22 protein-coding genes are annotated in these 21,591 nt (G+C 63.1%); 15 read left to right on the forward strand and 7 right to left on the reverse strand.

Translation table 11 applies throughout. From position 1 onward, the window contains the following. The 11 genes from ACVWZT_RS24740 to queD all read left to right on the forward strand — a co-directional run bounded on the left by ACVWZT_RS24740 (position 1) and on the right by queD (position 5,876). Positions 1-1,773: a DNA cytosine methyltransferase gene (locus ACVWZT_RS24740; RefSeq protein WP_457471940.1), complete on the forward strand. Its 1,773-nt coding sequence runs from the start codon at positions 1-3 to the stop codon at positions 1,771-1,773. Positions 1,774-1,782: 9 nt separating this feature from the next. Then, on the forward strand, positions 1,783-2,505 hold the full coding sequence (locus ACVWZT_RS24745; protein ID WP_457471941.1) for a hypothetical protein: 723 nt from the start codon (positions 1,783-1,785) through the stop codon (positions 2,503-2,505). Continuing rightward, the gene (locus ACVWZT_RS24750; RefSeq protein ID WP_296230476.1) at positions 2,502-2,762 is read left to right on the forward strand and encodes a hypothetical protein; all 261 of its coding nucleotides are present in this window, start codon (positions 2,502-2,504) and stop codon (positions 2,760-2,762) included. Before ACVWZT_RS24745 ends, ACVWZT_RS24750 begins: the two co-directional genes overlap by 4 nt. Before the next feature lie 382 nt (positions 2,763-3,144). After that, positions 3,145-3,417 carry a hypothetical protein gene (locus tag ACVWZT_RS24755; protein WP_457472147.1) on the forward strand — a complete coding sequence of 91 codons (273 nt, stop codon included), beginning with the start codon at positions 3,145-3,147 and terminating at the stop codon, positions 3,415-3,417. Then, positions 3,414-3,623, forward strand: a complete 210-nt coding sequence (locus tag ACVWZT_RS24760) for a hypothetical protein (protein WP_200929497.1) — start codon at positions 3,414-3,416, stop codon at positions 3,621-3,623. The genes ACVWZT_RS24755 and ACVWZT_RS24760 overlap by 4 nt, the downstream gene beginning before the upstream one ends. Beyond that, the gene (locus tag ACVWZT_RS24765; RefSeq protein WP_296230479.1) at positions 3,620-4,174 is read left to right on the forward strand and encodes a hypothetical protein; all 555 of its coding nucleotides are present in this window, start codon (positions 3,620-3,622) and stop codon (positions 4,172-4,174) included. The genes ACVWZT_RS24760 and ACVWZT_RS24765 overlap by 4 nt, the downstream gene beginning before the upstream one ends. 43 nt (positions 4,175-4,217) lie before the next feature. Further along, the gene (locus tag ACVWZT_RS24770; protein ID WP_457471942.1) at positions 4,218-4,625 is read left to right on the forward strand and encodes a hypothetical protein; all 408 of its coding nucleotides are present in this window, start codon (positions 4,218-4,220) and stop codon (positions 4,623-4,625) included. A 56-nt stretch (positions 4,626-4,681) separates the two neighbouring features. After that, positions 4,682-5,005: a hypothetical protein gene (locus ACVWZT_RS24775; RefSeq protein ID WP_457471943.1), complete on the forward strand. Its 324-nt coding sequence runs from the start codon at positions 4,682-4,684 to the stop codon at positions 5,003-5,005. Positions 5,006-5,043: 38 nt separating this feature from the next. Then, the gene (locus tag ACVWZT_RS24780; RefSeq protein ID WP_457471944.1) at positions 5,044-5,220 is read left to right on the forward strand and encodes a hypothetical protein; all 177 of its coding nucleotides are present in this window, start codon (positions 5,044-5,046) and stop codon (positions 5,218-5,220) included. A gap of 23 nt (positions 5,221-5,243) precedes the next feature. Continuing rightward, on the forward strand, positions 5,244-5,456 hold the full coding sequence (locus ACVWZT_RS24785) for a helix-turn-helix transcriptional regulator (RefSeq protein WP_400736623.1): 213 nt from the start codon (positions 5,244-5,246) through the stop codon (positions 5,454-5,456). Between the two features lie 63 nt (positions 5,457-5,519). Next, positions 5,520-5,876: a 6-carboxytetrahydropterin synthase QueD gene (gene queD / locus ACVWZT_RS24790; protein WP_112252437.1), complete on the forward strand. Its 357-nt coding sequence runs from the start codon at positions 5,520-5,522 to the stop codon at positions 5,874-5,876. A gap of 94 nt (positions 5,877-5,970) precedes the next feature. Here the strand turns inward: queD and ACVWZT_RS24795 are convergent, their stop codons facing one another. Further along, on the reverse strand, positions 5,971-6,438 hold the full coding sequence (locus ACVWZT_RS24795) for a DUF1289 domain-containing protein (protein WP_296230485.1): 468 nt from the start codon (positions 6,436-6,438) through the stop codon (positions 5,971-5,973). A gap of 406 nt (positions 6,439-6,844) precedes the next feature. On the opposite strand from ACVWZT_RS24795, the gene acnB reads away from it, so the two are divergent. Then, positions 6,845-9,454, forward strand: a complete 2,610-nt coding sequence (gene acnB / locus ACVWZT_RS24800) for a bifunctional aconitate hydratase 2/2-methylisocitrate dehydratase (RefSeq protein ID WP_296230500.1) — start codon at positions 6,845-6,847, stop codon at positions 9,452-9,454. 96 nt (positions 9,455-9,550) lie between these two features. Here the strand turns inward: acnB and prpD are convergent, their stop codons facing one another. The 6 genes from prpD to ACVWZT_RS24830 all read right to left on the reverse strand — a co-directional run bounded on the left by prpD (position 9,551) and on the right by ACVWZT_RS24830 (position 18,121). After that, positions 9,551-11,035 (reverse strand): 2-methylcitrate dehydratase, encoded by a 1,485-nt coding sequence (gene prpD / locus ACVWZT_RS24805; protein WP_457471946.1) that lies wholly within the window; start codon positions 11,033-11,035, stop codon positions 9,551-9,553. Positions 11,036-11,169: 134 nt separating this feature from the next. After that, positions 11,170-12,360, reverse strand: a complete 1,191-nt coding sequence (gene prpF, locus ACVWZT_RS24810) for a 2-methylaconitate cis-trans isomerase PrpF (protein ID WP_457471947.1) — start codon at positions 12,358-12,360, stop codon at positions 11,170-11,172. Between the two features lie 145 nt (positions 12,361-12,505). Beyond that, complete coding sequence (acnD, locus tag ACVWZT_RS24815) at positions 12,506-15,094, reverse strand: Fe/S-dependent 2-methylisocitrate dehydratase AcnD (RefSeq protein ID WP_457471949.1); 2,589 nt, start codon at positions 15,092-15,094, stop codon at positions 12,506-12,508. A 115-nt stretch (positions 15,095-15,209) separates the two neighbouring features. After that, positions 15,210-16,337: a bifunctional 2-methylcitrate synthase/citrate synthase gene (gene prpC / locus ACVWZT_RS24820; RefSeq protein ID WP_457471951.1), complete on the reverse strand. Its 1,128-nt coding sequence runs from the start codon at positions 16,335-16,337 to the stop codon at positions 15,210-15,212. Between the two features lie 180 nt (positions 16,338-16,517). Then, positions 16,518-17,408 (reverse strand): methylisocitrate lyase, encoded by an 891-nt coding sequence (gene prpB, locus ACVWZT_RS24825; RefSeq protein WP_296234932.1) that lies wholly within the window; start codon positions 17,406-17,408, stop codon positions 16,518-16,520. Then, on the reverse strand, positions 17,405-18,121 hold the full coding sequence (locus ACVWZT_RS24830) for a GntR family transcriptional regulator (RefSeq protein ID WP_296234931.1): 717 nt from the start codon (positions 18,119-18,121) through the stop codon (positions 17,405-17,407). The genes prpB and ACVWZT_RS24830 overlap by 4 nt, the downstream gene beginning before the upstream one ends. Positions 18,122-18,460: 339 nt before the next feature. On the opposite strand from ACVWZT_RS24830, the gene rloA reads away from it, so the two are divergent. Genes rloA through ACVWZT_RS24845 form a run of 3 tightly spaced genes read left to right on the forward strand, consistent with a single transcriptional unit; the run spans position 18,461 to position 21,518 of the window. Then, positions 18,461-18,997, forward strand: coding sequence for a retropepsin-like aspartic peptidase RloA (rloA, locus tag ACVWZT_RS24835; protein ID WP_296234930.1), 537 nt, complete (start codon positions 18,461-18,463; stop codon positions 18,995-18,997). A gap of 5 nt (positions 18,998-19,002) precedes the next feature. After that, entirely contained in the window at positions 19,003-20,538 is a 1,536-nt protein-coding gene (gene rloB / locus ACVWZT_RS24840) for an osmotic stress tolerance membrane protein RloB (RefSeq protein ID WP_457471952.1), read from the forward strand. Continuing rightward, a complete protein-coding gene (locus ACVWZT_RS24845) occupies positions 20,538-21,518 on the forward strand; it encodes an alpha-L-glutamate ligase-like protein (protein WP_296234928.1) in 981 nt (326 codons plus the stop codon). Before rloB ends, ACVWZT_RS24845 begins: the two co-directional genes overlap by 1 nt. Positions 21,519-21,591 lie beyond the last annotated feature (73 nt).

Consider the following 21,591-nt stretch of genomic DNA (forward strand, 5'->3'; position numbering starts at 1 on the left):
ATGCCCATCACCTACGGAAGCGTCTGCAGCGGCATTGAAGCTGCGACCGTAGCCTGGCACCCGCTGGGCTGGCGCGCCGATTGGTACGCCGAAATCGAACCATTCCCCTCCGCCGTGCTGGCCTACCACTACCCGGAGACCCCGAACCACGGCGACATGACCCGCCTGGCGGCCATGGTTCTGTCCGGCAAGATCCCCGCGCCCGAGGTACTCGTTGGCGGCACACCCTGCCAGGCCTTCAGCGTGGCCGGCATGCGCGAAGGCCTGGCCGATCCCCGGGGCGCCCTAACCATCAAATACGTGGAGCTGTTCGATGCAATTGACCATGTTCGATCAATGCGAGGCGAGCCCGAGGCCGTCTGCACCTGGGAAAACGTCCCCGGCGTCCTCTCCGACAAAGGCAACGCGTTTGGGTGCTTCCTCGGCGCCCTGGTGGGCGAATCCGAAGAACTCCAACCGCCAGGGGGCAAATGGAAGGACGCTGGTTGTGTGTATGGACCCACGCGAACAGTCGCATGGCGGGTTCTGGATGCCCAATATTTCGGCCTGGCCCAACGACGCCGTCGTGTGTTCGTTGTCGCAAGTGCTCGAGCAGGATTCGATCCCCTCGAAGTACTTTTTGAGCGCGAAGGCCTGCGCCGGGATACTCCGCCGCGCCGAGGCGAGGGGCAAGACCTTGCCGGACGAGCTCCATTCGGCCCTGCGCTCCAGTGCGGCTGCGGATGTGTCTTTGGATTAGACCTGGGCCAGTACGGCTGCCTGAACTGCGAAGGCGACCAAGGGCCGGCGGTTGAAGTGCTGGCGGGCGTACCAGCGTATGGCGGCCACAGCCTCCAGGGTGATGTGAGCCAGTCCGCGACGCTGACCGCCAAGGACACCAGAATGGACATGGAGAGCGAGACGTTCTGCATTGCGCCGACCATCACTGGAGGTGCCAGAAAGTCGGGCGGCTACAGCCATGACGATATCCCAATGGTCGCTGGCACCTTGCAGGCGAACGGCAAAGCGGCCGGAAGCGCCACCCAGCAGGACGCCGAGAACGGCATGCTGGTTGTGCACGGCACGCAGGACCCCGATGTTCTACACGGACTGGCCCACCCTCTTGGCAGAAACAGCGGCCAAGAGAACGCGGTTCTGGCATTTGCCGAGAACAGCAGCGCAGAAGTGAGGCTTGAAGGCGGCGACGGCCAGGTAGTGGGAACTCTATCTGCCGGCGGCGGTAAGCCTGGCCAAGGTCAACCCTGCATCGCCTTCAGCTGCAAAGACCACGGGGCCGATGCCGGAGACCTGGCGCCGACGCTTCGTGCCATGGGCCACGGCTCCAGCCATCCCAACGCTGGTGGCCAGGTCGCAGTGTGCATCACTGGCGAAATCACGCACACGCTGAAGGCCGAAGGCTTCGACGCCAGCGAAGACGGCACCGGGCGCGGCCAGCCAATCGTGGCTCATGCTATCCAAGCCGGAGCCTTCCGCGTAAACCCGGCGAGCGGGCCAGATGGCGTCGGAGTTCAGGCCGACCACGCCTACACCCTCGAAGCTCGGGCGGAAGTGCAAGCAGTCCAGGCAAACGCCCACGTGCGCCGGCTCACCCCGCGCGAGTGCGAATGGCTTCAGGGCTTCCCCGGCGACCACACCCGAATTCCCTATCGCGGCAAGCCAGCTGATGAATGCCCGGACGGCCCGCGCTACAAGGCGATCGGCAACAGCAAGGCCGTGTTCGTCGTCCGCTGGATAGGCCAGCGCATCCAACAACAACTTGAACGTCTCGCTTGAGGTATCCCCATGCCCACAGAAAACCGATCCAGCAACACCGAACTGAGCAAAATCGTCACCGAAGCCCTTGTCGGCATGGTTTCCGGCGTAACCGGCATGAAGCCGCCCGCTGATGAGCCACTGCCTGGCTTCATTCAGGCGCCGATTGATCGCGCAGTAACGCAGATTTCAGAGCTTCTCACCCAGCCAGCCCCGCAGCCCCACCCCGAGCCTATAGCCTGGATGGTTGGTACTACCATCTGGTGGACCAAGGAAGTGGCAGATAGGGATGCGGCGGAGACTGGGCTGCCGATTGTTGGGCTGGGGCCGATGACCGATCGCACCGCTACCGAACTCGCCGAGAGCGAAACGATGGCGGCGATAGCCGAACTTGCCGAGTGCGAGGCCATGGCCGATATGGTTGCCGAGCGAGAATGGGCGGAGCATGTCGGTACCGGCGATGTATCCAGCAAGGTCGAGGCAGCTTTCACTCAACTGCACAACGATCTGCATGAGGCCGTCGACAAGCTGGCCGAGCGGGATGCGCTGCTGAAAGAAGTGCTGATCAAAACTGACAAATGGATGCTGCCTGACCTGTACGAGCGTATTCGTCTGTCGTTCAAGCCCGCCAGCGCAGAGCTCGGCGCGCCAACTCCGCAGACGATCAACGGGCACAAGCTCAACTGCAAAGCGGTCGACGAATACAAGCCTGGAGATTGCAGTTGCAGTGCAGAGCCGGATTCGAAGTCATGACGACGCACTTCGCACCATTCACCGACCTGGAAGACGTTGAGCAAGCGCCCTGCGGCACCTGGCTAGGGGAATCCTCCGAGCTGTCAGGCGACTGGGCCGAAGTCGATTGCCTGCTCTGCAAGAAGCGCCGAGAAAGGATCATCGCTGCCGCCGCTGATGAAGAGCGCTTCATCGTCGAGCAGATGGGCCACATGGCAGCCTTCATGCGCTCGGTGGATTCAGCCCCGCAAGAGAACATTTGTACTCCCAAGCTGTAACCCCTCTCCCCTCTATTCACTGCCGCGATATGGCGGCCAAGGAATCACCGTGCCTGAGAAAAATGGAATCACCCTCAACCGCGCGGCGCTGGCCGTCGTGCTCGAGCGCCAGCGGCAGGTCAGCGACGAAGGCTACTCGCTGAATCGCGATGACGGCTACGCCAGCGGCGAACTGGCCAGGGCAGCAAGCGTCTACGCTCGTCTCTCCGGCCAACCTGGAACCATGAGTACCGATTGGCCATGGGCGCCAGAAACGTTCAAGCCAAGCGCAGATCGCCGGCGCGACCTGGTGAAAGCTGGTGCACTGATCCTTGCGGAGATCGAACGCCTCGACCGCCAGAACCTGATCAAGCCCGCAGTTGTGCGCCGTGACGAATACGGGATGTTTCAGCACCCTGACCTGCCCGATTTCGACGAGGGCGACGTCGAGAAAAGCAAGGCTTGGGTCGCCCGGCAGGGACTTGAGGTGGTCCGAGTCGAACTCGAAACAGACGCACCAGAGGACATCGCAGAACGCTACTTCGAGTCTGGCGACCCCGATTGCAGCTACTGGGAACCCAGCAAGCCAGATGGTGAAGGCTGGTTCTGCCTGGCCATCTACGACACCGATGACGGTCCGGCTTGCTGGTGGGGCCGCCGAGTGGTGACGCCATGAAGCGATCTCAGCTTTTCTTCTACACGTTCGCTGTCATGGCCATCCTGGCGCAGACCTTCTGTGTGGGCATGTTTGTAGGGCGCGAGACGAAATCGTGTCAGCTGCAGGCCGGCAACCAGCGCCAGCTCTCCCCGCACGAAACACAACCCGAACCTACACCCGCACTGGCGCCTGGGCGCTGGATTGATGAGAGGTATCAGCTGTGAGCAAGATCGATTGGAGCAAGGCGCCTGAGTGGGCAGACGGCCACGGCCTGGTCGCCCACCACGGCATTACCGAGGTGTGGATCAACATGGACCAGTACGCCGTGGTCGGCGCCGAGGATCGCGTCTATCCATACGGTGGCGGTACCGGCGATCACCGGCACAATTTCACGCAGGGCCAGATCCAGTACATCACGCCGCGGCCGGCGCGCTGGGATGGCGAAGGCCTACCGCCGGTTGGCACCACATGCGAATGGCATCCCAGTAGCGACCAGGTCATAGTTGTGACGATCCTGGGCCGTGATGGCGATGAAACATGGTTCCGTCGCAAGGGCGCAGAGGACTCCGAGACTTGCCTGCGCATGGCATTCTTCAGCCCCATCCGCACGCCTGAGCAGATCGCGGAGGCGGAGCGAAAGATAGCAATCGCCAAAATGGCAGAGGATGCCCAGCTGGATTTCAGTGCAGGTGAGCTTCTCACTGCCCGCGAGTATGTAGAGTGCGCGATCGCTGCTCTGCATGATGCCGGCTACCGCAAGCAGGTGGCGCCATGATCGCCCTCGCCTACATGGCCTACCTGATCTACAGGGGGCCGCGATGAGCCGCGAAGTGACAGAGCTGGACTTCAGGAAGCCGGAATTCCGCGACGCAAAGGTTGAGGATTACGAGTTCCGCGAAGACGGCGCGTTGGTCAGAAAGGATCGGTGGCAAACCGGCATGTGGCGCGTTGCATCGCTTGTCGGGCAGTCACGGGGTGGATTCGAGATCGACGCCGTCGTCGAGAAGGTCCGCAAACTTGCAGGAAATTGGTGCCCGCCTGATCCAGATGAGGACCCAGGGCTAGAGCGTATCGACATTCGCCTGTCCTGCGGGAGCGTGCTGGCCAGCTGCGAGCGCACTGGACCATTCGCCTACCGATGGCCCTTCGGAAACATCACATTCACCAGCAAGGACTTTGGCGCCGACATCGTCGAGTGGCAAGAGTCAGCCGCGGCGAAAGCCTAACCCCTCCCCCAACTACTCAAGCCCGCCGACATGCGCGGGCATGGAGAGCTATTGCCATGACGAAAGAAGAACTGGCCGGCTTGCCTGCCAAGATCCGCATCGCTGTCGAGGCCGGTAAAGCTGCAGCGGCTGCGTGCACCGACGACGGCGGAAGCGCCAACCTGGACCGCGTAGTGATTCCTGTGCCGGGCCTTCGCTCCAGCCAGCTGAATGGGCTGCCCGGCTATGTGCAGAAGAAAAGCCGGTACCACCAGCAAGGTGTGCACCTGGACACGCCTTGGCCGGGACAGGGCAATCAGCACAGTGCCGGTGTACAAGCCATGCACAAGTCGCTCAAGGACCAAGGCGTCAACTGCTACGTCTACTACCAGGTCGACTGACAACCAACCTGCCGCCACCGGCGGCGTGGAGACCTTCCATGAACCTGATTGACTGCTACGTCACGAAGATCCTCGGCGAGCCGTACCGCAAGTTCGGCGCCTGGTGGGTCGACGCCGAATACGAGGCCTATGGCCGCATCAGCAAAACTCAACTCATGTTCCGCACCGAGGAAGCCGCCCGGGCGGCGAAGGTCGGGCAACACTTCACGGCTTGACCTTCTATATAAAGGAGACACCCATGCGACACGCAGAAAACATTGACCGCTTCCTGCGCCTCGATGAGGTGCTGCACGTGACCGGCATCGGCCGGAACACCGTCTATCGCAGAATCAGGGAGGGCACCTTTCCAAAACAGGTTAAGATAGGCCCAAATTCGGTCGCCTGGCGCCAGTCGGACATCACCCAGTGGATGACCTCTTTTACCCCCAGCGACGACCAATCAGTACATTGAGCAGTACATTGAAACGCCAATTTCCGCTCAAGCCCTTATCCCACCAGCTATACAGGTCCACCAGTGGAAATCTTCAAGGAATTCACATTCGAATCGGCCCACCGCCTGCCCAATGTCCCGGCCGGGCACAAATGCGGCCGCCTGCACGGCCACTCATTCAAGGTCGGCCTGCACCTCACCGGCCCGCTCGACCCACATACCGGCTGGATCCGTGATTTTGCCGAGGTGAAGGCGATCTTCAAGCCGATCTACGAACAGCTGGATCACAACTACCTCAACGACATTCCGGGGCTCGAGAACCCGACCAGCGAAGTCATCGCCAAATGGATCTGGGACCAGGTCAAGCCGCTGATGCCGGAGCTTTCCAAGGTACGCATTCACGAAACCTGCACCAGCGGCTGCGAATACACCGGGGATTGATGCAGCAGGTGCCGGCCCCAGCGCTGGCGCAATGCCCGCAAACGGGCTGCGTGGAGGGCGGCCTGGCGCCGGCCGGGCGACAGCTGGAATGCCGCTATTCCAGCGCGCTGTCCAGGAACGCCGGCGCGATGTAGCGCTGGTAATGCGCTTCCGACAACAGGAAGAACTCGCGGTCGATGGCGTCGCGCAACTGGGGCAGCTCCCAGTCGCGGAATTCCGGCAGCAGTACCATGCCGTAGGCTTCCAGGTCACGGATCATCCGAGCGCCGCGGGCGATCAGCTGGTACGCCCAGCAATATTCCGATTGCTGTTCGACAAAACGGATGGAGCGCTGCTCCAGCTGCTGGCGCAGCAGCCCTTTGTCGAACACTTCCAGCTTGGCCATCATCACCTGCACCAGCAACTGCTCCAGGCGCAACCACACGGCGCGCTTTTGCGCATCGTCGTAGCCATTCCAGTGGATCACCTCGTGGTGAAACCGCTTGCAGCCACGGCACACGATGTCTCCATAGACCGTGGAGCAGAGGCCGACGCAAGGGGTCTTGATGGACTTGTTGGACATGAAAAACAACAGCTTGGCGGTGGAACACGAGCCCATGTTAGCCCTTTGTCTAACCAGGGTCACTCGTTAAAGTCATCTTCGCCGCCTTACCTTCAGGCTTTTTTTGCCGTAGAATCATCCGGCCTTTTCAAAGGCAACAATGTCCGTTGGAAGCTGTTTTCAAAGCGTCACGAGCACAGTTCATCCGGTAGAACGGCGTTGGCCCGGGCCATGCATCCCTCGCATGCCCGTGCCAGCCCTCATCAGCTTTCCGTTCTGCAGGCGTAAAACTTTGAAAGCAGCTTCTGTAAGGATTCCTTGCGACTCTGGCTGGGCGGCCCACAAAGCCGTGGCAGCGCATGGGTGCATTGAATGCTGGATGAGCGTCCCGGACCCCCTTTAGGGACCACTGATGAGGGAAATAACTGTGCTTGAAGCCTACCGCAAACACATCGAAGAGCGTGCCGCCCTGGGCATCGTGCCCCAGCCGTTGAACGCCGAACAAACTGCAGGCCTGGTCGAGCTGCTGAAAAACCCGCCGGCCGGCGAAGAAGCCTTCCTCGTAGAACTGATCACCCACCGCGTACCACCAGGGGTCGACGAAGCCGCCTACGTCAAGGCCGCTTTCCTGTCCGCTATCGCCAAGGGCGAAGCCAAGTCGCCTTTGATCGACCGCAAGCACGCCACCGAACTGCTGGGCACCATGCAGGGCGGCTACAACATCGAAACGCTGGTCGCGCTGCTGGATGACGCCGAACTGGGCGCCGTCGCGGGCGAACAGCTCAAGCACACCCTGCTGATGTTCGATGCCTTCCACGACGTGGCTGAAAAAGCCAAGACCGGCAACGTCCATGCCAAGGCCGTACTGGAATCCTGGGCGGCCGGCGAGTGGTTCACCTCGCGTCCGGCGATCGCCGACAAGTACACCCTGACCGTGTTCAAGGTACCTGGCGAAACCAACACCGACGACCTGTCGCCTGCCCCGGACGCCTGGTCGCGCCCTGACATCCCGCTGCACGCCCTGGCCATGCTGAAAATGGCCCGTGACGGCATCGAGCCGCAGCAGCCTGGTTCGGTCGGCCCGCTGGCCCAGATCGAAGCGGTCAAGGCCAAGGGCTTCCCGGTTGCCTACGTCGGCGACGTGGTCGGTACCGGCTCCTCGCGCAAATCGGCAACCAACTCGGTGCTGTGGTTCTTCGGCGACGACATCCCGTACGTACCGAACAAGCGCGCCGGTGGCTTCTGCTTCGGCACCAAGATCGCCCCGATCTTCTACAACACCATGGAAGACGCCGGCGCCCTGCCGATCGAATTCGACTGCACCAACCTGGCCATGGGCGACGTCATCGACGTTTACCCGTTCAAGGGCGAAGTGCGCCGTCACGGCAGCGACGAACTGGTCACCACCTTCCAGCTGAAAACCGAAGTGCTGCTGGATGAAGTCCGCGCTGGCGGCCGTATCCCGCTGATCGTCGGCCGCGGCCTGACCGAGAAGGCCCGCGCCGAACTGGGCCTGGGTGCTTCCGACCTGTTCAAGAAGCCGGAGCAGCCTGCCGACTCGGGCAAAGGCTTCACCCTGGCCCAGAAAATGGTCGGCCGTGCCTGCGGCCTGCCGGAAGGCAAGGGCGTACGCCCAGGTACCTACTGCGAGCCGAAGATGACCACCGTCGGTTCCCAGGACACCACTGGCCCGATGACCCGCGACGAGCTGAAAGACCTGGCGTGCCTGGGCTTCTCCGCCGACCTGGTGATGCAGTCGTTCTGCCACACCGCGGCCTATCCGAAGCCGATCGACGTCACTACCCACCACACCCTGCCAGACTTCATCCGCACCCGTGGCGGCGTGTCGCTGCGCCCGGGCGACGGCATCATCCACAGCTGGCTGAACCGCATGCTGATGCCCGACACCGTGGGTACCGGTGGCGACTCGCACACCCGCTTCCCGATCGGCATTTCGTTCCCGGCCGGTTCCGGCCTGGTAGCCTTCGCTGCTGCCACCGGTGTCATGCCGCTGGACATGCCGGAATCGGTACTGGTGCGCTTCAAGGGCAAGCTGCAACCAGGTATCACCCTGCGTGACCTGGTCCATGCCATCCCTTACTACGCCATCCAGAAAGGCCTGCTGACCGTCGAGAAGAAAGGCAAGAAGAACATCTTCTCCGGCCGCATCCTCGAGATCGAAGGCCTGAACGACCTGACCGTCGAGCAAGCCTTCGAGCTGTCCGACGCCTCGGCCGAGCGTTCCGCTGCCGGTTGCACCATCAAGTTGCCGGAAAAGGCCATTGCCGAGTACCTGCAGTCGAACATCACCCTGCTGCGCTGGATGATCGGCGAAGGCTACGGCGACGCCCGCACCCTGGAACGTCGCGCCCAGGCCATGGAAGCCTGGCTGGCCAAGCCTGAGCTGCTGTCGGCCGACGCCGATGCCGAATACGCTGAAATCATCGAGATCGACCTGGCCGACGTCAAGGAGCCTGTGCTCTGCGCGCCGAACGACCCGGACGATGCACGCCTGCTGTCCTCGGTACAGGGCGAGAAGATCGACGAAGTGTTCATCGGTTCGTGCATGACCAACATCGGTCACTTCCGCGCCGCCGGCAAGCTGCTGGACAAGGTCAAGGGCGGTATCCCTACCCGTCTGTGGCTGGCTCCGCCAACCAAGATGGACGCTCACCAGCTGACCGAAGAAGGCTACTACGGCATCTACGGCAAGGCCGGTGCGCGCATGGAAATGCCAGGCTGCTCGCTGTGCATGGGTAACCAGGCGCGTGTGCAGACCGGCTCGACCGTGGTGTCCACCTCGACCCGCAACTTCCCGAACCGCCTGGGCGACGCCACCAACGTGTACCTGGCATCGGCCGAACTGGCGGCTGTCGCTTCGATCATCGGCAAGCTGCCGACCGTCGAAGAGTACATGCAGTACGCGAAAGACATCGACAGCATGGCTGCCGACGTCTACCGCTACCTGAGCTTCGACCAGATCGCCGAGTTCCGCGAAGCGGCAGCCAACGCCAAGATCCCGGTGGTTCAGGCGTAAGCTGAGCGGCAAGGTGTAAGCTGCAAGTTGCAAGAAGAAGCCCCGGCAGAAATGCCGGGGCTTTTTTGTGGCTCTGTGCAGGCCCTTGCCGGCCTCTCAGATTACAAACAGGTCCACGAACCGATGCACTGCCATCCCCTCCAGGGCCTGCTGGTTCTTGCATACCGACAGAATCTCCTCACACCGTTGCCGGGCGAACCTCGTCGCCAGGTTGGCCCTGAACTTCGCCTCCAGCAACGGTATGCCCTCCGCCCGCCGGCGCCGATGACCGATTGGGTACTCCACCACCACCTGCTCGGTACTGCTGCCATCCTTGAAGAACACCTGCAGCGCGTTGGCGATCGAGCGCTTGTCCGGTTCCAGGTACTCGCGGCTGAAGCGAGGGTCTTCCACCACCTCCATTTTCTCGCGCAGGCGGTCGATGCTTGGATGGCTGGCGTGGAAGGCGTCTTCATATTGCTCGGCCACCAGATGCCCGAAAATCAAGGGCACTGCCACCATGTACTGCAAGCAATGGTCGCGGTCGGCAGCGTTGGCCAGTGGGCCGCTCTTTGAAATGATGCGGATTGCCGACTCCTGTGTGGTGATGACAATGCGGCCCACCTCGTGCAGGCGATTGCGTACCCGCGGGTGCAGGCTGACTGCCGCCTCACAGGCAGTCTGGGCATGGAACTCGGCAGGGAAACTGACCTTGAACAGCACGTTCTCCATGACATAGCTACCCAGGGCCTGCGGCACGCGCAGCGCCTGTTGCTCGGCAGGCTTGAGTGCCAGGTCCTTGTTGGTGTGGCTGAACAGTACGTCGTAGAAGCCCCATTGTGGCGCAGTGAGCACACTTGGCACGCCCATTTCGCCACGCAGGGCGATATCGGCCAGGCGCACACCACGGCTGGAAGCATCCCCGGCAGCCCAGGATTTGCGCGAACCGGCGTTGGGCGCGTGGCGGTAGGTGCGCAGTGCCTGGCCGTCAACGAAGGCGTGGGACAAGGCACTGAGCATCTGTTCACGGTTGGCTCCCATCAGCCTTGCGCACACTGCGGTGGACGCGACCTTGACCAATATCACGTGGTCGAGGCCAACGCGATTGAAGGCGTTTTCCAGCGCCAGCACACCCTGGATCTCATGGGCCATGACCATGGCTTCCAGTACATCACGCATCAGCAGTGGTGCTTCACCGGCGGCCACGCGCCTTTGCGACAGATGGTCGGCGACTGCCAGGATGCCACCGAGGTTATCCGAGGGGTGAGCCCATTCGGCGGCCAGCCAGGTGTCGTTATAGTCCAGCCAGCGCACCGTGCAGCCGATGTCCCAGGCCGCCTTGACCGGGTCGAGGCGGTAGCTGGTACCGGGGACACGGGCGCCATTGGGCACCACTGTACCTTCCACCAGCGGACCGAGCAGTTTGCTGCATTCGGGGAAGCGCAAGGCCAGCAGGCCGCAGCCGAGGGTATCCATCAGGCAGTTGCGGGCGGTGTCCAGGGCTTCAGGTGATTCGACCCGGTAGCCGAGGGCGTAGTCGGCAAGGGTTTGCAGCACCTGGTCGTAATCCGGGCGGTCATTGAGGTCTACGTTGGCGCTCATATGCAGCTCCCTTCAGAATTGCCGAAGCTGCCTGACAGCCCTGTCGCGGCACAAGGCGCCATGCAGGAGCGGCCTTGGGTCGCGACAGGGCCGCAAAGCGGCCCCAACCCTAAAGCCGAGCGCCAGTGGGTGCGTTAGAAGCTATCGCCAGGTACGCGAACCCAGCCCTCCATCAGCACCCGGGCACTGCGGCTCATGATTGCCTTGGTCACTGTCCACTCACCATTCACCTGGCGCGCCTCGGCCCCCACCCGCAGGGTGCCTGAGGGGTGCCCGAAACGCACGGCGCTACGCTCGCCGCCGCCAGCGGCCAGGTTCACCAGCGTGCCCGGAATGGCCGCCGCAGTACCGATAGCCACTGCGGCCGTACCCATCATGGCGTGGTGCAGCTTGCCCATCGACAAGGCGCGCACCAGCAGATCGATATCACCCGCCTGAACCACCTTGCCACTGGAGGCAGTGTAGGTGCTCGGCGGCGCGACGAACGCCACTTTTGGCGTGTGCTGACGCCCGGCAGCCTGGTCGACGTGCTCGATCAGCCCCATGCGCACGGCGCCATGGGCGCGGATCGTCTCGAAGCGCAGCAGTGCCTGCGAATCGCCGTTGATGGCATCCTGCAGCTCAGTGCCGGTGTAGCCTATGTCTGCCGCATTGACGAAGATGGTCGGGATGCCGGCATTGATCAGGGTCGCCTTGAAGGTCCCCAGCCCCGGCACCACGAGGTCATCGACCAGGTTACCGGTGGGGAACATCGCGCCACCGTCGCCGTCTTCGTCGGCCGCCGGGTCGAGGAACTCGAGCTGCACCTCGGCGGCCGGGAAAGTCACCCCGTCCAGCTCGAAGTCGCCGGTTTCCTGCACTTCACCTTCGCTGACAGGCACGTGGGCGATGATCGTCTTGCCGATATTGGCCTGCCAGATGCGAACGGTGGCGATGCCATTGCGCGGTATGCGCGCGGGGTCGACCAGGCCGCTGCCGATGGCGAACGAACCGACTGCAGCGGAGAGGTTGCCACAGTTGCCGCTCCAGTCGACGAAGGCCTTGTCGATGCTGACCTGGCCGAACAGGTAGTCGACATCGTGATCGGGCTTGTTGCTCGGCGACAGGATCACGCTCTTGCTGGTGCTCGAGGTGGCGCCGCCCATGCCGTCGATCTGCTTGCCATAGGGGTCCGGGCTGCCGATCACCCGCAGCAGCAGGGCATCGCGAGCCGGCCCGGGGGTTTGCGCCCGCTCGGGCAGGTCTTGCAGGCGGAAGAACACGCCTTTGCTGGTGCCGCCACGGATGTAGGTGGCGGGGATTCTGATCTGGGGTGCATGTGCCATGGGATGTACTGTCCTGTTTGAGATGCATATGGCCTCTGGGGCTGCTTTGCAGCCCATCGCGGCACAAGGCCGCTCCTACAGGGATCTAGTAACGCTTGTAGGAGCGGCCTTGTGTCGCGATAGGCCGCAAAGCGGCCCCCTGCAATTAAGCGGTTGCTTCGAGGAAGTCCTGGGCGAAGCGCTGCAGCACCCCGCCCGCTTCGTAGATCGACACTTCCTCGGCGGTGTCCAGGCGACAGGTCACCGGCACTTCCAGGCGCTCACCGTTGGCCCGGGTCACCACCAGGGTCAGGGTCGCCCGTGGCGTACGCGCCCCCAGCACGTCGTAGGTCTCGCTGCCGTCCAGGGCCAAGGTCTTGCGGTCGGTACCCGGCTTGAACTCCAGCGGCAGTACACCCATGCCCACTAGGTTGGTGCGGTGGATACGTTCGAAGCCTTCGGCGACGATCGCCTCGACCCCGGCCAGGCGCACACCCTTGGCCGCCCAGTCACGCGACGAGCCCTGGCCGTAGTCGGCGCCGGCGACGATGATCAGCGGCTGCTTGCGCTGCATGTAGGTCTCGATCGCCTCCCACATGCGGGTAACCTTGCCTTCCGGCTCGATCCGCGCCAGCGAACCCTGCTTCACGCTGCCATCTTCATTGCGCACCATTTCGTTGAACAACTTGGGGTTGGCGAAAGTGGCACGCTGGGCCGTCAGGTGGTCGCCACGGTGGGTGGCGTAGGAGTTGAAATCCTCTTCCGGCAGGCCCATCCTGGCCAGGTACTCACCCGCGGCGCTGTCGGGCATGATGGCGTTGGACGGCGACAGGTGGTCGGTGGTGATGTTGTCCGGCAGCACCGCCAGCGGACGCATGCCGCGCAGGGTACGTTCGCCGGCCAGGGCCCCTTCCCAGTATGGCGGGCGACGGATATAGGTGCTCATCGGGCGCCAGTCGTACAACGGCGCCACCTTCGGCCCACGGTCTTCCTCGATGGCGAACATCGGGATGTACACCTTGCGGAACTGCTCCGGCTTGACCGCGGCGCGTACCACCGCATCGATCTCTTCATCGCTTGGCCAGATGTCCTTGAGGCGGATTTCCTTGCCATCGACCACGCCCAGCACATCCTTCTCGATGTCGAAGCGGATGGTACCGGCGATGGCGTAGGCCACCACCAGCGGCGGCGAGGCGAGGAAGGCCTGCTTGGCATAGGGGTGGATCCGCCCGTCGAAGTTACGGTTGCCCGACAGCACGGCGGTGGCGTACAGGTCGCGGTCGATGATCTCTTGCTGGATCACCGGGTCCAGGGCGCCGGACATGCCGTTGCAGGTGGTACAGGCGAAGGCGACGATGCCGAAGCCGAGCTGCTCCAGCTCCTTTTCCAGCCCCGCTTCCTCAAGGTACAGCTGCACGGCCTTGGAGCCCGGCGCCAGCGACGACTTGACCCATGGCTTGCGGGCCAGGCCCAGCTTGTTGGCGTTGCGTGCCAGCAAACCTGCGGCAATCACGTTGCGCGGATTGCTGGTGTTGGTGCAGCTGGTAATGGCAGCGATGATCACTGCGCCATCCGGCATCTGCCCGGGCACTTCTTCCCACTTGCCGGCGATACCCTTGGCCGCCAGGTCGCTGGTGGCTACCCGGGCATGCGGGTTGGACGGGCCAGCCATGTTACGCACCACGCTGGCCAGGTCGAAGCTCAGGGTGCGCTCGTACACCGCACCACCCAGGCTGTCGGCCCACAGGCCAGTGGTCTTGGCATAGGTTTCCACCAGCCGGACCTGCTGCTCTTCGCGGCCGGTCAGGCGCAGGTAGTCGATGGTCTGCTGGTCGATGGCGAACATCGCTGCAGTGGCGCCGTACTCCGGGGCCATGTTGGAGATGGTGGCACGGTCGCCCAGGGTCAGGGCGCGAGCGCCCTCGCCGTGGAACTCCAGGTAGGCACCGACGACCTTCTGCTTGCGCAGGAATTCGGTGAGGGCCAGCACCAGGTCGGTGGCGGTGATGTTCGGCGCCAGCTTGCCGGTCAGCTCGACGCCGACGATTTCCGGCAGGCGCATCCACGAGGCGCGGCCGAGCATCACGTTTTCCGCTTCCAGCCCCCCCACCCCGATGGCGATCACGCCCAGGGCGTCGACGTGCGGGGTATGGCTGTCGGTGCCGACGCAGGTGTCCGGGTAGGCCAGGCCACGGTCGTTGTGAACGACCGGCGACATCTTCTCCAGGTTGATCTGGTGCATGATGCCGTTGCCCGGCTGGATCACGTCGACGTTCTTGAACGCTTTCTTGGTCCAGTTGATGAAGTGGAAGCGATCTTCGTTACGGCGGTCCTCGATGGCCCGGTTCTTTTCGAAGGCCTGCGGGTCGAAGCCACCGCACTCGACGGCCAGCGAGTGGTCGACGATCAGCTGTACCGGCACCACCGGGTTGACCTGGGCCGGGTCGCCGCCTTTGTCGGCAATGGCGTCACGCAGGCCGGCGAGGTCGACCAATGCGGTCTGGCCAAGGATGTCATGGCATACCACTCGCGCCGGGAACCACGGGAAGTCGAGCTCGCGCTTGCGCTCGATCAACTGGCCCAGCGAGGCATCGAGGGTAGCCGGGTCACAACGGCGCACCAGGTTTTCGGCGAGCACGCGGGAGGTGTAGGGCAGCCCGTCGTAGGCGCCCGGCTTGATTGCCTCGACCGCTGCGCGGGCATCGAAATAGTCCAGGTCGGTGCCTGGCAGGTGCTTGCGGAATGCAGTGTTCATATCGTTATCAGGCTCGGTCACGGTATTCGGTATGCAGGTCTGGCATTCGGGGCGCTGCGCGCCCCCTGTCGCGACACAAGGCCGCTCCTACACCGCGGTGGGAGCGACCCAGGCCTCAGCGCTGCTCGAGCGGCACGAACTGGCGTTGTTCGACACCGACATACTCGGCGCTCGGGCGGATGATGCGGTTGTTGGCGCGCTGCTCGAAGACGTGCGCCGCCCAGCCGGTCAGGCGGGAGCAGACGAAAATCGGGGTGAACAGCTTGGTCGGGATACCCATGAAGTGGTAAGCCGAGGCATGGTAGAAGTCGGCGTTGGGGAACAGGCGCTTCTGCTCCCACATGGTCTTGTCGATGGCTTCGGAGACGGGATACAGCACCTTGTCACCCACTTCGTCGGCCAGCTGTTTCGACCAGCCCTTGATCACCTCGTTGCGCGGGTCGGACTCTTTGTAGATGGCATGGCCAAAGCCCATGATCTTGTCCTTGCGCTCAAGCATGCGCAGCAGCTCGGCAGTGGCTTCCTGCGGGCTCTGGAAGCGTTCGATCAGCTCCATTGCCGCCTCGTTGGCGCCACCGTGCAGCGGGCCGCGCAGCGAGCCGATGGCGGCAGTGACGCAGGAGTACAGGTCAGACAGGGTCGAGGCACACACGCGGGCGGTGAAGGTGGAGGCATTGAATTCGTGCTCGGCGTAAAGGATCAGCGACACGTTCATCACCTTGACGTGCAGGGCGCTGGGCTTCTTGCCGTGCAGCAGGTGCAGGAAGTGCCCGCCGAGGGTGTCTTCGTCGCTGGTGCAGTCGATGCGCACGCCGTGGTGGGTGAAGCGGTACCAGTAGCACATCACGGCCGGGAACAGCGCCAGCAGGCGGTCGGTCTTCTCGCGCTGGGCCTCGAAGGTCAGCTCGGGTTCCAGGGTACCCAGCACCGAGCAACCGGTGCGCATGACGTCCATCGGGTGGGCATCGCGAGGGATGCGCTCGAGCACTTCCTTCAGCGCCTGCGGCAGGTCACGCAGGCCCTTGAGCTTGCGCTTGTAGTCGGCCAGTTCGGCCTTGCTCGGGAGCTCGCCGTACAGCAGCAGGTAGGCGACTTCTTCGAATTCGGCAGCGGCAGCCAGGTCACGCACATCGTAACCCCGGTAGGTCAGCCCGGCACCGGCCTGGCCCACGGTGGACAATGCAGTCTGGCCGGCCACCTGGCCGCGCAGGCCTGCGCCACTGAGTACTTTTGCTTCGGCCATGGTGTTTCTCCTTTCTTGAACTTGTTATGGAAATTCTGCCTGATCGTTGAACCTGTGCCGGCCTCTTCGCGGGCAAACCCGCTCCTACAGGCCCTGTGTAGCATTCGCTGCCCGTAGTGTCCTGGTGGGAGCGGGTTCACCCGCGAAGAGGCCAGCCGCTACAGTCAGGATCTCTGATCTTCAACCTTTCTTCTGGGCGAACAGCGCATCCAGGCTCTGCTCGAAGGCGTGGTAGCCAATGGCATCGTAGAGCTCCATGCGGGTCTGCATGGTGTCGATCACGTTTTTCTGCGTGCCGTCGCGACGCAGCGCGGTGTAGACGTTCTCGGCCGCCTTGTTCATGGCACGGAAGGCCGACAGCGGGTACAGCACCAGCGACACATCGACCGAGGCCAGCTCTTCGGTGGTGTACAGCGGCGTGGCACCGAACTCGGTGATATTGGCCAGGATCGGTGCCTTCACCCGGTTGGCGAAGGTCTTGTACATCTGCAGTTCGGTAATCGCCTCCGGGAAGATCATGTCGGCGCCGGCCTCGACGCAGGCGGCGGCGCGGTCCAGCGCAGCGTTCAGGCCCTCGACGGCCAGGGCATCGGTACGCGCCATGATCACGAAGCTGTCGTCGCTACGGGCATCGACCGCGGCCTTGATGCGGTCGACCATTTCCTGCTGGCTGACGATTTCCTTGTTGGGGCGGTGGCCGCAACGCTTGGCGCCTACCTGATCCTCGATGTGGATGGCGGCTGCGCCGAACTTGCTCATCGAACGCACGGTACGGGCGACGTTGAAGGCCGAGGCCCCGAACCCGGTGTCGACATCCACCAGCAGGGGCAGGTCGCACACGTCGGTGATGCGGCGTACATCGGTGAGCACGTCATCGAGGTTGCTGATGCCCAGGTCCGGCAGGCCCAGCGAGCCGGCGGCCACGCCGCCACCGGACAGGTAGATGGCCTTGAAGCCGGCGCGCTTGGCCAGCAGCGCATGGTTGGCGTTGATGGCGCCTACCACCTGCAACGGATGTTCTGCGGCAACGGCGTCGCGGAAACGCTGACCGGGGGTGCTCTTCACAGTCATTTCTCACCTCGTGGGCTGTTGTTCTGGGCGTCCAGATAATGACGCTCGATGTTGCGCTTGGACGCGCCGATGTGGCGGCGCATCAGGAGTTCGGCCAGCTCGCCGTCACGGTCGGCGATGGCGTCGAGAATGCGGTGGTGCTCGGCAAAGGCCTGGCGCGGCCGGTTCGGCGTGGCCGAGAACTGGATGCGGTACATGCGCACCAGTTGGTACAGCTCGCCGCACAGCATCTTCACCAGGGTCTGGTTGCCACTGCCCTGGATGATTCGATAGTGGAAGTCATAGTCGCCTTCCTGCTGGTAGTAACCCAGGCCAGCCTGAAAGGCCGCATCGCGCTCATGGGTGTCGAGGACCCGACGCAGTTCGTCGATATCGGCCTGGCTCATGCGCTCGGCGGCCAGGCGGCAGGCCATGCCTTCCAGCGATTCACGAATTTCATACAGCTCGATCAGTTCGGCGTGGTTGAGCGACACCACCCGCGCGCCAACATGCGGCACGCGCACCAGCAGGCGTTGCCCTTCGAGGCGGTGGATGGCCTCGCGCAACGGCCCGCGGCTGATGCCATAGGTGCGCGCCAGCTCCGGCTCGGAAATCTTGCTGCCGGGGGCGATCTCGCCCTTGACGATGGCCGCCTGAATGCGTCGAAAGACGTTTTCGGACAAGGTTTCCGTTTCGTCTGTCAGCACCGGGCTGGGGCTGGTTAGGTCCTGCATATTGTCGACACCTTGCCAATCTCTTCGTCAGAAATTAGCGAATCCAACCGCGCCCGTCAAAGACAAAATGAATATTGTCGACAATTGTCTAAGAACGAACTAACGCCGCGCTGCCGCTGTCAGATCGCGCACCGCTGGCGTCAAGACGTCGGCGTGATAGAATGCCGCGCCTCCGTTGGAGCATGGATAACCCGTCTGTCATCCATTCATGTTGTCGACAGATGAACGAGGAAGCTTGCGCAGTCGTTGCCAGTCGCCTTGCTCTGAACATGGCTTGAAGATCGCTCTGAGGAGAGCGCCTGGAAAGCCCCGAACCTTGCACTGCATCGCGCCAGGAATATGAGACCTACACCCGTTCTACTGCTGCTCTGCCTGACCCTGCTGCCGGCCCTTGGCCAGGCCGCAGGCAAGACCGTCTACGGTCTCAACGAATATGCACGCCTGGGCGACCTTGACCTGGAAGTGGCCGCCAAGCTCGACACCGGCGCCAAGACCGCCTCGCTCAGTGCCCGCGACATCAAGCGTTTCAAGCGCAACGGCGAAAGCTGGGTGCGCTTCTACCTGGCCATCGACGCCGCCCATTCCCACCCTATCGAACGCCCGCTGGCGCGGGTCAGCAAGATCAAGCGCCGTGCGGGTGACTATGATGCGGAATCGGGCAAGGCCTACACGGCCCGGCCGGTCATCGAACTCCAGATCTGCATGGGCCAGGCCGTGCGCACCATCGAAGTCAACCTCACCGATCGCAGCGCCTTCCAGTTCCCGCTGCTGATCGGCTCCGAGGCGCTCAAGCACTTCGACGCGCTGGTCGACCCAAGCCTTAAATACGCGGCCGGCAAACCTGCCTGTGCCACCGACGCTCCCAAAGCAGAGTAATCCCGATGCGCTCTCTTACCCTCCATCTGAAAGTCCTGATCACCGTGCTGGTGCTGTTGGGCGTGGCGGTCACCGCTTATCAGATCTTCGTTCTCGGCATCCCGGTCACCGAGGATGAAACCGACGACCTGTGGAACATCGACGCCAAGGTCGAGTTCGTGGCCAGCACCAAGGACCCGGTCAAGGTACAGATGTTCGTGCCACCGCTGAACCGCGACTACGTCAGCCTCAACGAGAGCTTCATCTCCAATAACTATGGGGTGAGCGTCAACCGTGCCGACGGCAACCGCAAGGTCACCTGGTCGGCGCGCCGCGCCAGCGGCAACCAGACCCTCTACTACCGCCTGGTCTTGACCAAGCGTTACAGCAAGGAAAAGACCACGGTCAAAGGCCCGACCTTCCGTGACAGCCTGGCCGTGGAGGGCCCCGAGAAGATCGCCGCCGAGGCGCTGATGGCCCCCATCCGCCAGCACTCGGCCGACGTCGAGACCTTCGTCAGCGAGACCATCAAGCGGGTCAACAACCTCAACGATGACAACGTCAAGCTGCTGCTGGGCGGCGACACCACGGCCATGAAGAAGGCCCAGGTCATCGACCTGCTGCTGTCGATCGCCCACGTCCCGATGGAGAAGGTGCACACCATCCGCCTGGTGACCGACACGCCGCAAACCCCGGAACTGTGGCTGCGCAGCTTCAACGGTACCGACTGGCTGTACTTCAACCCGGACACCGGCGAGCAAGGCCTGCCCAGCGACCGCCTGCTGTGGTGGACCGGTGACGACAACCTGATCACCGTCGATGGCGGCAAGAAGGCCAACGTCACCTTCAGCATGAACAACAGCGAGATGAACGCCATCCGCCTGGCCAAGCTGACCGACGAAAATACCGACGCCGACTTCCTCGAGTATTCACTCTACGGCCTGCCGCTGCAGACCCAGCAAACCTTCATGATCATGGTGATGATCCCGATCGGCGTACTGGTGATCCTGGTGCTGCGCAACCTGGTCGGCCTGCAGACCCTGGGTACCTTCACCCCGGTACTGATCGCCCTGGCCTTCCGCGAAACCCAGCTGGGCTTTGGCATCGTGCTGTTCACGGTGATCACTGCCCTGGGCCTGTCGCTGCGTTCCTACCTGGAGCACCTGAAACTGCAGATGCTGCCACGCCTGTCGGTAGTGCTGACCTTCGTCGTGGTGCTGATCGCCGCCATCAGCCTGTTCAGCCACAAGCTGGGGCTGGAACGCGGGCTGTCGGTGGCACTGTTCCCGATGGTGATCCTGACCATGACCATCGAACGCCTGTCCATCACCTGGGAAGAGCGTGGCGGCGGCCATGCCATGAAAGTGGCCATCGGCACCCTGTTCGCCGCCTCCCTGGCGCACCTGCTGATGATGGTGCCGGAGCTGGTGTACTTCGTGTTCACCTTCCCGGCCGTACTGCTGATCCTGGTGGGCTTCATGCTGGCAATGGGTCGCTACCGCGGCTACCGCCTGACCGAGCTCGTGCGCTTCAAGGCATTCCTGAAGAAGGCTGACGCCTGATGTTTGGCCTGATCAAGACGTGGAAAGCCCTGGAGGCCCGGGGCATCATGGGTATCAACCGGCGCAACGCGGATTACGTGTTGAAGTACAACAAGCGCCACCTGTACCCGATCGTCGACGACAAGATCATCACCAAGGAGCGCGCCCTGGCGGCCGGCATCCATGTGCCGGAGATGTACGGCATCATCGAAACCGAAAAGGAAATCGACAAGCTCGACCAGATCATCGGCGGGCGCAGCGATTTCGTCATCAAGCCGGCGCAGGGCGCCGGCGGTGATGGCATCCTGGTGATCGCCGACCGCTTCGAGGACCGCTATCGCACGGTGTCGGGCAAGATCATCAGCCACGAGGAAATCGAGCACCAGATCTCGAGCATCCTCACCGGTCTGTACTCGCTGGGCGGCCATCGCGACCGGGCGTTGATCGAGTACCGGGTCACCCCGGACCAGATCTTCAAGAGCATCAGCTATGAGGGTGTACCGGACATCCGCATCATCGTGCTGATGGGTTACCCGGTGATGGCCATGCTGCGCCTGCCAACCCGCCAGTCCGGCGGCAAGGCCAACCTGCACCAGGGCGCCATCGGCGTGGGTGTCGACCTGGCCACCGGCGTGACCCTGCGCGGCACCTGGCTGAACAACATCATCAGCAAGCACCCGGACACCACCAACGCCGTCGATGGCGTGCAACTGCCAAACTGGGACGGCTTCATGAAGCTGGCCGCCGGCTGCTACGAGCTGTGTGGCCTGGGCTACATCGGCGTCGACATGGTGCTGGACCAGGACAAGGGCCCGCTGATTCTGGAACTCAACGCCCGCCCGGGCCTGAACATCCAGATTGCCAACGACTGCGGGCTCACCCAGCGCACCCACGCCATCGAGGCGCACCTGGAAGCGCTGGCCAAGGATGGCATCACCGAGGATGTCGAACAGCGGGTGCGGGTGTCGCAAGGGCTGTTCGGCCACGTGCATCCGCGCTGAAAACGCCGGGCTGCGCCTATAGGGAACCATGCAGGCGCAGCCTGGCGTCGCGACGGACCGCAAAGCGGTCCCG

The sequence above is a fragment of the Pseudomonas sp. TE21394 genome (assembly GCF_054057835.1).